Genomic DNA, 12057 nt, shown 5'->3' on the forward strand with positions numbered 1-12057 from the left:
TACGAGGCCCGTACGCACGGTGGTGTGAGAGGACGGAAAATGAAAGGAGGAAAACTTTCATTTTCCTCCTACTCGATACTAAAAAGTATTGAGCGGTTTATGGCATCAGTACTTTATCAATAACATGAATTACGCCATTAGATTGATACACATCAGCAATTGTAACTTTGGCGACGTTGCCTTTCGCATCCTTCACCCACACATCTTTACCTTTTGTCGTGAATGTCAATTCTTCACCCTGTACCGTTTTGGCAACTGCTTTTCCATTTCCGTCCTTAATCATTTTAAGCACTGATTTAGAATCCACTTTACCTGGAATTACATGGTAAGTAAGGACTGATGTAAGCGTGCCTTTGTTTTCAGGTTTTAACAAATTATCTACAGTGCCGGCTGGCAGAGCAGCAAATGCAGAGTTAACCGGTGCAAATACAGTGAAAGGTCCTGCGCCAGATAACGTTTCTACCAAGCCTGCTGCTTTTACGGCTGCAACCAAAGTGGTATGGTCTTTCGAGTTAACGGCATTTTCGATGATATTTTTCGAAGGATACATGGCTGCTCCACCCACGGTTACTGTTTTTTCTTTTTGAGCGAATGCTCCCAAAGTCGTGAATAAAGCAAAAGCCAATAGTGTGCATTTCATTTTCAGGGATTTCATAAACTATCTGTTTAAGTGTGATTTTCGTGATATACGCCACCAGATATTCCATTGGATTGATCAGGTCGCGGAATCTCCACTCCAAACGTGTTTATTCAATTCTGTACAGTTTTAATGATTGATTGTCAGTATCTTGTATTTAGTCCTCATTGACTTTGAAAGAATCTACTTTTTCCTTCAAGGCATGATAGAAATTTTCAGGGGCTTCCTGGGCATAAGCGAGGTATAAAAACGGCTCTACCAATTCCAGTTCCATTAATACGAATTTTCCATCGACCAGCACTCCGTCTACACGTGCATAAAGTGTGTCCTGGGCAAAAGCCGGCAGATAGGAAGCAGCCTGGTCAATAAGTGACTGCTCAGGTTCCATGCGGTCAATAGTTCCTCCGAAAAACTGCTGTACCCGGAAATCACCTGTCTTGGGTTTTTTCAGAATAGTATGGCTATAACGTCCGTTGAAAAAAGTGAATGACCATTCGCCGTCTTCAATTTCTTTCATGAAAGGCTGAGCAATGTAAGCGCCATCTAGCAATAGTGTTACGATTTCGTCGGCTCTCCCGCGAGCGGTTTCAGCGTTAAGTTTGAATGTATTCCGGGAACCGCCACTTACGCAGGGCTTAACAATAATCTGATCCGATTTTAAGGAATTGAATATTGTGGAAAAATTCCCGTCCCATTCTTTTTCAAGAAACACTGAAGGGATAACATCAAAGCCGGCATCGATGATTTCCTTAAGATAATGTTTATCAATGTTCCAGCGAACTGTTTGGTAAGAATTCAATAACTTGATTCCCAATGCTTCGATCCGGTCTAACCAGTTGTTGAAGGCTTCAAATTTCTGATGGTAATCCCAGGGCATGCGAAGCAATGCGACATCATATTTTTGCCACTCTACTTCGGGATCATCCCAAATTTCCGCATGTATATCCAATCCTTTATTTTGGAGGAAAGGCAGTAAATCCTGAATTTCGTCAAAGCCATTTGCACCGGAATATTTTACCGATCCACTATATGTTATAAAAGCAATTTTCATTTTTCTCGTTGAAATCGTGTTTAAGGTATGGCGCAAAATTATTTCAATTCCGGCGCAAAAAATTTGATAGTTTTAGGCATAAAACGCATAAATTTTTCAGTTCTCCAATAAATGGATACATCAAAAGAGTGACTTGACAAGTTTGATTTCGCTATTTTGAAAATGCTTCAAAAGGACAATCTGACTCCGCAGAAGGAAATTGCAGAGCAGGTGAACCTGTCCACTACAGCGGTGCATCGCAGAATTAAAAGACTTACCGCGTTAGGTGTGATTCAGCAGAATGTGGCGATAGTCAATCCTGAGAAAGTTGGGCATACCGTGACGTTGATCGTAGAAATTGCGTTGAATGATGTGCATTTCAGAATGACGGATGAGGCAAAAAAGATATTTCTGTCTATTCCTCAGATTCAGCAATGTTATCAGGTAACGGGCGATGCTGACTTTATTTTGATCATCACTTTACAGACAATGGCTCAATATACTGAACTAAACAGGCAACTTTTTGAAACCAATCCCAACATCAAAGGCGTGAAGACCTTCGTCAGTATTTCGCAGGTCAAAACCGGGCAGGAATTGTTGTTATGACGGGAGAATGAAAAAACAGCACTGGCGAAATCTGAAGTGCGAGTGCTGTTTTTAAGAAATTTGAAACTCAGGGAATAGGATCTCCCGGTGTTTTGCGTTTCGGATCGTATTCGGCTACACCTACACGCGAATCGGCGCAACCGTAATAGAGCAACCACTTATTTTTGAAATAAACCATTCCTTCTATGAAAACGGTACCGGCTACATACTGACCACTTTTTTCAAAAGATTCCATAGGACGGAAAAATGGAACGTCCAGTCGGGCTAACACTTTAGTAGGATCGTTTTTGTCAAACAAAACTTGTCCGGCGCAGTAGCTGTTGGGGGTATAACGTTTGTCTCCGTTTTCTCCTTTGTCGTTTTTACCATTGTAAAGCAATACAATTCCTTTGTCTGTAAGAATAGCCGGAGGCCCGCATTCGGTAAGATTGCTGTCGAAATAACCCTTTCTCGGAGAGATCAGATTAACCAGTTCGCCTTTTTGATCCACGACCGGTTCCCAGTTAATCAGATCCGTAGAAGTTGCAATATTCACATGCGCTTCTCCGAAATACAACCAGTATTTTCCATTCACCCTGGCAATAACCTGTTTGCCATTAGCCAGTTTTGTAAGTATAGATCCCGACTTGGTCCAGATGTTATTGAACTTGCCATCATAAGCTTGTCTGAAAGCCGGTCCGTGTTTTTCCCATTTGATAAGATCCCTGGAAGTCGCCACACCGATACGGGCTTTATCCTGGTTCCATTGCGTATACAAAATGACATAAAGTCCATCTTCAGTTACCGCAACCCTTGGATCTTCACAACCTCCGGGCCATTCGTTCCCTTTTTGATTGTCCTTGTCGGGAAAAAGAACTGGCGTTTTTCTTCTTTCAAAATGGATTCCATCTTTGCTGGCAGCGTAGCCAATACGCGAAGTTCTTTTGCCAATGGCTACACCGGCTTTGTCTTCAGCACGATACAGTACTACAATCTTTCCATCTTTGATGGTGGCGGCAGGATTGAAAGTGTCATTAGATTCCCAGTCTGTCATGCGCTCGTTCATCGGACACATAAAACGGGAAGTACTGTCAGGTGAAATCACCGGATTGACGCCAGCGGGGCGTACAAAGCCTCCCATTGCCCAGTCGGGAAGCGTATTTGCAGATTGTGCTGTAGCTTGCTGAGCAAGCATGGTAGCAACAAGAAGACCGAAATATTTTAGTTTCATGGAAACGCGGTTCAGGTTTAGTTTGGTCAAAGTTAAATCCATTTAATTATTCATTGGATTATATGAACCTGGAAAAAATAAAAAAACCTGTTCTCCGGAGAAAACAGGTTCGGGTAACTGATGCGATTCGGGCTTATTTGTTCGCAACAAGACTTACATCCAGCGTGAAGTCATTGTCAATGGCTTTGTCACCCAGGTTTTCGAAAAAGTTGGATGAACGGAACTTGATGTCATATTTGGTACGGTCAACTACGATCTTAGCATCGGCTGTAACCTTTTTAGCATCGGATTTCACAGTTGCAGGGAATTTGATGTCGCTTGTGATACCTTTAATCGTCAATTTTCCTGTAACATCATAAGTACCTGCAGACTTAGGAGTTACCGAGGTAATTACGAATTTTGCCTGCGGATGCGCCTCAACGTCAAAGAAATCTTTGTTTTTCAAATGACCAGTCAGCTTTCCATTCATGTCCGCATCTTTTACATCTGTAACAGTCAGGTTTTTCAGATCCAGCACGAAGTCGCCTCCTTTCAGTTTATCTCCGTCCACGATAAGCGTTCCGCTGGTAAGGGGTACATTACCTGCGTGCGTTCCGGTTACTTTTTTTGCTCCCCATTCAATTTTGGTACTTTTAGGATCCACAGTAAGTTTTTTATCTGCTTTTCCCGGACCTGCAAACACAGCAGAACCTGACATTACACCTGCAAGAAGAAATACAAAGATTTTTTTCATAATTGTAGTTTGATTTTAAATGGAAAGAGAATTGATTGAAAGTTAAATATACGTTTTGAAATACACTATTACGCTCATGTAAAATTTCGGACAAACCTAAGACACCGGAATAGCTGAAAAGTTTAAACCAGACAGGCTTTGAAGTATTTCTTTTCCTTCGTGCCAATCATCCAGTTTGGAAACTGCGTTGATATGCCCCTTTTTACCAATGTTAATAAATTCGCTTCCCCAATCACGGGCAAACTTTTCAGACCTTCCAATGGACGCATAAATATCATTGGTACTGGCCACAACTATACTTTTAAAAGGTAATCTGGTGACGGGGACAGGTTTGAATCCTACAACAAAGTTCAGGCGTTTCGACAAGTCGGCATCAGCAGGAGCGACTAGCAAAGCGCCCTTTACAAATTCGGATTTGAACTCCTGTGCCCAGTGAGCAACAGTGATACATCCAAGACTGTGAGCTACCAGAATAGTAGGTGCTGTTAGTCTGCTGATTGTTTCCTGAAGTTTCGGAACCCACTCGTCTTTCACAGGCCAATCCCAGTTTACCTGTTCAGCCCGATGAAAAAGGTCAGGATACTGCTCTTCCCAGATCGTTTGCCAGTGGTTAGGTCCGGAGCTCGCGAGGCCGGGAATTGTAAGGAAATGCGTACTCATAGTAATATGCCGGTCAATGAAATGTCTGCAAAAGATACTTACTTTTTATCAGTAACGCAGCGAAAACCCAGGTTGTTGCTGCCACTCGTTACTTCACCTTTTCCTCTGCTGCCTGCTTTATAACGGATACAATATTCATCACTACAGAGAAAAGAACCACCCCTTTGTACTCTTTTTACAGCACCAGGTTCGTCAGGATCGAAGCTGTCCGACGGCCCCTTAGGATTTTTAGATGCTGATTTGGTGTAGGCATCGGGTCGGTACAGATCAGAACACCATTCCCATACATTCCCATCCATATCATATAAGCCATAAGGATTGGCAGGATAAGATTTAATTGGCGCCGCTCCCTGGTATCCGTCTTCTTTGGTATTTTTATCAGGAAAATGTCCCTGGTATATATTTGCAACCCATTTGTTGCCGGGTTTGAGTTCTTTGCCCCAATAGTAGGGTTGATCACTTTTGCCTGCTCTGGCAGCAAATTCCCATTCAGCTTCAGTAGGTAGTCGTTTTCCTGCCCATTTTGCATAGGCAGCAGCATCTTCATAGGACACATGCACGACAGGGTAATTTTCTCTCCCTTTTACAGAGCTTCCTTTTCCCTCAGGTTGAGCCCAATAAGCGCCGGGTACGTAGTTCCACCATTGCAGCGGATTATCCAAAGATACTGTTGTAGACGTAGGCGTGAAAACGGCAGAACCGGGAACCAGTTTGTCTGCCGGTACGCCGGGATAGTCGGCAGGATTGAGCGGCCTTTCTGCCACAGTCTTGTAATTGGTCGCTGCTACAAATTCGGCATATTGTGCATTGGTTACCTCATGCTGATCCATATAAAAACCATCAATCGACACTTCGTGAATGGGGCGGGAGTCGGGAAATTCGTCAGAACCCATGAGATACTTTCCGCCGCTGATCCAAACCATTCCCGTCGTATCAGCTTTTCCTTCTGTTACCTGACTCGCATTTTTTATGAAACCTGCACGTGAAGGCATTCCGTCGGCGGCACAGTGAGCCAGGCTATCTGCGACTTGCTCAGCCGTTTTTTTGTCAGAGTTGCAGGCAAGAAACGCCAGCACGCTTCCCGTGAGAAGTACCTTATTAATTTTTGAAACCTGATATTTCCAATTAATCAGCATGTATTTATTTTTTAGCTTTAGCCAGTATCTCCAGTGCTTCGGAGTCCTGATACTGGTTCATCAATGATTTTAAACGACTTTTGAGGTCTGCAATAATCTTTTCTGAATTCCTGGATCCGTAGAGATTTACCATTTCGGTTGGATCCGTTTTCAGGTCATACAATTCCCAGGAGTCTGCACCCCCATAGAAATAGGCAAGTTTATACCGATCTGTACGGATTCCGAAGTGGGGATATACATGATGTGGCTCCGGGAATTCATAATAATGATAATAGGCATCTTTTCGCCAGGAAGCCTTAGCAGTATCCGGATTTTTCAGCAATGGCAAAAATGATTTACCCTGAATGTCTGATGGTACTTTGGTACCTGCAATATCCAGTACCGTAGGTGCCCAATCAATATTCAAGACCAGATTATCCAATTTGGAACCTGCATTCGTCACACCCGGATAACGGATGATAAAAGGTGTTTTCAGAGATTCTTCATAGATAAAACGCTTATCAAACCAGCCATGCTCACCCAGATAAAATCCTTGATCGGAGGCATAAATAACTACTGTGTTCTCTGAAAGTCCACTTTTATCTACATAATCAAGCAGCTTGCCAATGTTCCGATCAAGGCTATTGGCAGTGGAGAGGTAATCTTTCAGATACCGCTGATACTTCCATTCCGTTAGCGCCCTGCCCGTAAGCTTTTTCTCTGCCGGTTCTTTTGAAACTTTGTCGTAATACGTTTTAAATACTTTTAATTGTTCCGGACTGAAGCGGTTATAAGTCCAGTCTTTCTCGTAATCAGCATCAACTTTAAGATCCTGTTTCAAACGCATGGTTTTTTCAATCGTCATATCCTGCTCACGGGCAGCGTTTCTTCCTTTATAATCATCGTAAAAATTAGCAGGTAAAGGAAACTCCACATCGTCATAAGCACCCAGATCCTGCAAATCAGGAAGCCATTCGCGGTGCGTGGCTTTATGACCAACGATCAGAAAAAAGGGTTTCGACTGATCTCTTTTGTCAAGCCAGTCGGTAGAAAATTGTGTGATTACATCCGAGACGTATCCGTTGTAACGTGTGGTATCATTCGGTTGGGATATAAAATCGGGATTATAATAGTTTCCCTGTCCGGGTAGAATGTTCCAGTAATCAAAACCAACCGGCAGACTGTTGAGGTGCATTTTGCCTATCCAGGCAGTTTGATACCCATTTTTTCTCAGTAGCTCAGGAAATAAGGTTTGATTGGTATCGAAAAGTGTCCTGTCGTTTCTCTTGTACCCGTTCTTATGGCTGTATTTACCGGTTAACAAAGTTGCTCTGCTTGGTCCGCAAATAGAATTGGTAACAATATTGTTGGTGAGCAATACGCCCTCTTTGGCCAACCGATCGATATGAGGTGTTTTAGCCAGTTTGTTTCCATAAGCGCCGATGGCCTGGTAGGCATGATCATCAGAGAAAATGAAGATAATGTTGGGAGCAGATTTCTTCTGCGCTAAAGCGTGGCTGCCAACCTGGAATAACAAAAAGCTTGTAAGAAACAGAGTAACAGAAAACTTCATGGACTGCAATTCTATGGGTAGATAAATAGTACTCTATAAACTTAGTAGACAAAATAAATCTTTCCTGATGTCAACTCCAAATCCGTAGCGGGGTAAGAAGAAATAAAAATAGAAATACAACGGGAACAAAAAAAGGAAGCATGCGCTGACATGCTTCCTTTTACATTTCTACGGATGCCGTATTATTTCACAGCATCCTTCATTTTCTTAGCCATTTCAAGATGGTGTTGTAGTGTAGGTACTTTTTCGGCTGCCCAGGCTTTGATCTCAGGATCTTTACCATCTTTTGCCGCTTCCTGAAAATCGTTAATATCTTCCTGATGATCGTCTACCATAAACGAAGCATAAGCTTTATCAAAATCTTTCCCTTTCTTTGAGGCCAGATCATCTACTTTTTTCTGCTTCTCATCACTAAGAGACATAGGTAGCGATATGTTTTTCTGCTTTGCCAAAGCTATCAACTCTTCGTTGGCTTTGCCGTGATCTTTCACCATCTGTTTCCCGAATTCTTTAATAGATGGAGCCGCGCCGTTGGTTTGAGCAAGCTCGCCCAGCTTTACCTCCAGAATACCGCCGTCAGCAGCAGCCACTGCAAATTCTGTATCGTCTTCAACTTTGGAATCTTCAAATTTCTGCTCGTTTTGCTCTTCTGCTACCTCTTTACTGTCTTCAGTTTTGTTAGAATTACAAGCTGTAAACATCATCATGGAGGCAATCAGCATCGAACTTAATAGGATCTTTTTCATAATAATTTTGGTATTTAGTGTGAATGTTGGGGTAAGTGTTAAAAAATGTATGCCATCTGATCTTTGAAAATTTATTTCGATCGGAGAAAGCAATATTCCTTGCATACCTACATCCCGATGAAGTTCGCTGACGTATATATTAGACTAGAGAGAAAAAGATATATTACTTTTGGTGATTCGAAAGAGTACCGGCTGGCGGTTTATCAGCAATCATGATTATCAAGTAAATAAAAGAAGCAAGACCGGTTACGAATGGAGCAAAATGCACCTGTCCACATTTTACTAGCGGACGACGACGACGACGACACCTCACTTTTCCAGGAAGCACTGGAGCAGGTTCCCACAAATACGAGGCTGGATGTTGCTGAAAATGGTATGGAGCTGATGAGTATTCTGGAGCGATTAAAGGCCAAGCCCGATCTGATTTTCCTGGATATGAACATGCCTGTGAAGAATGGGATGGAGTGTCTTACAGAAATAAGAAATTCTTCATCGTATAAGGATATTCCGGTTGTGATTTTATCCACCTCCATTGCCGATTACCTCATACAATCGGCTTATCAGGCCGGAGCGAACCTATATATCCAAAAGCCAAACAGTTTCTCCGGACTGATCAGTATTATAAAAAAATGCCTTTCTGAAAAAGAAAAATTGCGCGTATCTGTACCGCTGGAACAATTTTTGATAAAGTAGTAAAAGCCAAACTTCTCATCTGATTTATGAATGTAGCTTCTGTCGGTCAGGATACCGATATTTTTTTGAGTAATCTAAGAACCGCAACTGCCGAAAGCCATAAAGGACTTGAAGATAACGAACGCTCCAAAGGAATACTTTCTTCGGAGATTTCTATAAAGGTATACCAGGATTATCTCTCCCGAATGTATGGTGTTGTTGCTGGTTGCGAGCGTGATGTATATCCTGTTTTGTCAGGTTTATATTCCGATCTGGAAGAAAGAAAAAAGGCGCATATGATATTACAGGATCTTCAGGCTACAGGAATGGAGCAGGCAGATATCGATCAGTTTAGCGTTTATTCATTCACTCCTGCTGATGTTGCTGAAGCACTTGGAATCATGTATGTGATGGAGGGTTCCACGCTGGGAGGCAAGGTGCTTTTCAAACATGTTCAAAAAGTATTAGGCTTAGATAAGAATTCAGGTGCTTCATTCTTTTGGGGATATGGAACTGAAACAGGGCCGAAATGGAAAAGCTTTGTCTCCGTTTTTGCAAATTATGCTGTGTCACATGGCGTTCAGCAGAATGTGATACAGGGAGCTACTCAAACCTTTAATACTGTAGATAACTGGCTCAAAGCATAGCGGCCTGTGGCCACATGATGATCATATGAATATTAGAGATATCGTAAACCGGGACCTGGTCAATCTTGCCAACTGTGAAAGTGAGCCCATACATATTCCCGGAAGTATACAGCCGCATGGCTTTCTGCTAGGGTTAAATGCAGAAACTTATAGTATAGAATATTGCAGTCAGAACACTGTTGATCACATTGGCATTGCTCCCGATGCCGTGTTGGGGAAAAAGTTGTCCGATTTGTTTGACCAAAGCCAATCAGATCGGTTTGACGAATATGCTGATGTAGAAATCGACGTGGCGAGGCCATTTGTATTTACGAAAAATGACATTCCGTATAATACAACAGTGCATCAAAGCGGAGAAACGCTGATACTTGAGTTTGAGCCTTTCCCTGACGGATCGATAGGCTTGCCCGATTTGTATGCACAAACCAGAAATTTTGTTTCTCTGATGGAGAAGCACAGCCATCTACAGGATTTGTGTAAGGATATAGCCACCGAGATGCGCAAAATTACGGGTTACGACAGGGTCATGATCTATAAGTTTGATGCGGAATATAACGGAGAGGTTATTGCCGAAAGCAAAAGAGAAGATCTCAATTCTTTTGCAGGACAGAAATATCCTCATACTGATATTCCGGCTCAGGCACGGCAGCTATATATTCGAAATCAGTTGAGACTGATCGCCGATGTAAATTACACACCGGTTCCCCTTCTTACCCGTGAAAAGGAGAACGTGAGCAATAGTTCGGTAGATCTGAGCTTGTCAGTGCTAAGAAGCGTATCACCCATTCATCTGGAATATTTACGGAACATGGGTGTGGGAGCTACACTCACGATTTCCTTATTGCAGAAAGACCGCCTATGGGGGCTCATTGCCTGCCATCATTATACCCCTAAAATCCTTCCACATTATACAAGACTTTCTGCTTTGCTACAGGGGCATTTCCTTACGTCGCAAATTGCAGTACGTGAAGTGGCCGAGGAATTTGAAGTGGGGCAGATTGTAGAAAAAGCACTTTCCGATGCGCTGTCTTTGCTGCACCAGAATGATAACTTTATTGAGGATTATTTCCGCGAACCTTCGCTGCTTAAGGTGGCTAACGCTACCGGCTTTGTTATTTATTACAAAGGCAAATTATATCAGAATGGAAGTGTTCCCGAGCCCGAATATTTGCTTCCCCTTCTGAAAACCTTGTCGGAAAAGTATCCATCCGAAGGTCTGCATACAGAGCGGATTCTGGATGTATATGAAGAGGGGGAAAAGGTAGCAAAATATGCTGCCGGTTTCATTTATCATTCTATCACGGCGGGTACTCCCGACGGTATTCTGTGGTTGAGGAAGGAAAGAAGAGAAACCATTACCTGGGCTGGTAATCCGCATAAGGCTGTTGTGGTGAATGAAGACGGTGTAACGCGTCTTTCGCCAAGAAAATCCTTCGAGTTATGGATGGAGGAGGTGAAAAATAAAAGTACGGATTGGCGGAAAGCCGAGATACATGCTGCTGCAAGTTTTGCCTATGCATTGCAAAAGCATATCAATCTGAGATATGTAAAGAGCCAGGAACAAAGTAACCGAGTTCTGAATGAGGAGCTTAAAGCTGCGAATAAAGAACTGGCTAACCTGAACTGGATCAGTACGCACGACCTGAAAGAGCCACTTCGGAAGATTCAGATTTTTGCTTCGAAAATTCTTGATCGGGAGAAAACAGATATTTCCGCACAGGTAAAAGATTCTGTGGAGCGTATGCGTTTTGCTGCAGAGAAAATGCAATTGCTCATTGAAGATATCCTGACTTACTCCAAAACGGGTAACATGGATAAGGTGTATGAAAGCGTGGACTTAAACATGATCCTGACTAATGTGCAAGATGAGCTGAGCGAGATCATTGAAGAGAAAAACGCAGTCATTCATACCGAAGTGTTGCCAACATTAAAAGTTATTCCTTTCCAGGTACATCAGCTGTTTGTGAACCTGGTAAGTAATGCGCTCAAATTTTCTGTTCAGGATACAAACCCGGTAGTAAATATTCAGCTTAAACAGGTTACAGCCTCTCAAATTCCTGACAGTAAAGGACCTGCGCAGCAGCCATTTTATGCTATCTCTGTTCAGGATAATGGAATAGGGTTCGAAAGTGAATATGCTACCCGTATTTTTGATGTTTTCCAGCGATTGCATCCCGGTAACAAATATCCCGGAACAGGTATAGGGCTTGCGATTTGTAAGAAAATTATGGAGAACCATGCAGGGTATGTTGATGCCAAATCGGAGCCGGGTGATGGTGCTACCTTCACTGTCTATTTCCCATTGGAGCAGTCGTCATAGAAATATAAGTCTGAGTATATTGTTCCTCAATTGGGCTGGCTGGCTAGCTGCTTAATTGAGGAATTTTTTTGTGCATGGCCTTTCTACTTTCAAAATAAAAGGGAAATG

The 12057-nt window shown here is 42.6% G+C and carries 12 protein-coding genes and 1 pseudogene; 5 read left to right on the top strand and 8 right to left on the bottom strand.

What is annotated here, in order from left to right; translation table 11 throughout:
* Positions 1-97: 97 nt before the first annotated feature.
* The gene (locus DSL64_RS28090) at positions 98-655 is read right to left on the bottom strand and encodes a fasciclin domain-containing protein (RefSeq protein WP_115834298.1); all 558 of its coding nucleotides are present in this window, start codon (positions 653-655) and stop codon (positions 98-100) included.
* 139 nt (positions 656-794) lie between these two features.
* Positions 795-1688 carry an ATP-grasp domain-containing protein gene (locus DSL64_RS28095; protein WP_115834299.1) on the bottom strand — a complete coding sequence of 298 codons (894 nt, stop codon included), beginning with the start codon at positions 1686-1688 and terminating at the stop codon, positions 795-797.
* A gap of 144 nt (positions 1689-1832) precedes the next feature.
* Between DSL64_RS28095 and DSL64_RS29435 the strand changes: the two are divergent.
* Both DSL64_RS29435 and DSL64_RS29440 read left to right on the top strand, forming a co-directional pair.
* Positions 1833-1958: pseudogene (locus DSL64_RS29435) on the top strand (Lrp/AsnC family transcriptional regulator); the annotation flags it as partial.
* 12 nt (positions 1959-1970) lie between these two features.
* Positions 1971-2273, top strand: a complete 303-nt coding sequence (locus DSL64_RS29440; RefSeq protein ID WP_510185883.1) for an Lrp/AsnC family transcriptional regulator — start codon at positions 1971-1973, stop codon at positions 2271-2273.
* A 67-nt stretch (positions 2274-2340) separates the two neighbouring features.
* On the opposite strand, the gene DSL64_RS28105 is transcribed toward DSL64_RS29440, so the two are convergent.
* From DSL64_RS28105 to DSL64_RS28130, 6 genes are all read right to left on the bottom strand, one after another.
* Positions 2341-3525, bottom strand: coding sequence for a beta-1,2-mannosidase (locus tag DSL64_RS28105; RefSeq protein ID WP_229217257.1), 1185 nt, complete (start codon positions 3523-3525; stop codon positions 2341-2343).
* Between the two features lie 91 nt (positions 3526-3616).
* Positions 3617-4216 (bottom strand): YceI family protein, encoded by a 600-nt coding sequence (locus DSL64_RS28110; RefSeq protein ID WP_229217258.1) that lies wholly within the window; start codon positions 4214-4216, stop codon positions 3617-3619.
* Between the two features lie 96 nt (positions 4217-4312).
* Positions 4313-4876, bottom strand: a complete 564-nt coding sequence (locus tag DSL64_RS28115) for an RBBP9/YdeN family alpha/beta hydrolase (RefSeq protein ID WP_115834301.1) — start codon at positions 4874-4876, stop codon at positions 4313-4315.
* Between the two features lie 38 nt (positions 4877-4914).
* A complete protein-coding gene (locus DSL64_RS28120) occupies positions 4915-6012 on the bottom strand; it encodes a formylglycine-generating enzyme family protein (protein WP_115834302.1) in 1098 nt (365 codons plus the stop codon).
* Between the two features lie 4 nt (positions 6013-6016).
* Positions 6017-7564 (bottom strand): sulfatase family protein, encoded by a 1548-nt coding sequence (locus DSL64_RS28125; protein WP_115834303.1) that lies wholly within the window; start codon positions 7562-7564, stop codon positions 6017-6019.
* Positions 7565-7746: 182 nt separating this feature from the next.
* On the bottom strand, positions 7747-8310 hold the full coding sequence (locus DSL64_RS28130; RefSeq protein ID WP_115834323.1) for a DUF4142 domain-containing protein: 564 nt from the start codon (positions 8308-8310) through the stop codon (positions 7747-7749).
* Between the two features lie 252 nt (positions 8311-8562).
* Here DSL64_RS28130 and DSL64_RS28135 point away from each other — a divergent pair, with 252 nt between their 5' ends.
* From DSL64_RS28135 to DSL64_RS28145, 3 genes are read left to right on the top strand one after another with little or no spacing between them, the layout of a single operon-like run.
* The gene (locus tag DSL64_RS28135) at positions 8563-9003 is read left to right on the top strand and encodes a response regulator (protein ID WP_115834304.1); all 441 of its coding nucleotides are present in this window, start codon (positions 8563-8565) and stop codon (positions 9001-9003) included.
* Between the two features lie 26 nt (positions 9004-9029).
* A complete protein-coding gene (locus tag DSL64_RS28140; RefSeq protein WP_115834305.1) occupies positions 9030-9629 on the top strand; it encodes a biliverdin-producing heme oxygenase in 600 nt (199 codons plus the stop codon).
* A 25-nt stretch (positions 9630-9654) separates the two neighbouring features.
* Complete coding sequence (locus tag DSL64_RS28145; RefSeq protein ID WP_115834306.1) at positions 9655-11949, top strand: ATP-binding protein; 2295 nt, start codon at positions 9655-9657, stop codon at positions 11947-11949.
* Positions 11950-12057: the final 108 nt, after the last annotated feature.

Origin of the sequence: Dyadobacter luteus (assembly GCF_003383615.1) — a bacterium.
In the GTDB taxonomy this organism is placed as follows: Bacteria; Bacteroidota; Bacteroidia; order Cytophagales; family Spirosomataceae; genus Dyadobacter; species Dyadobacter luteus.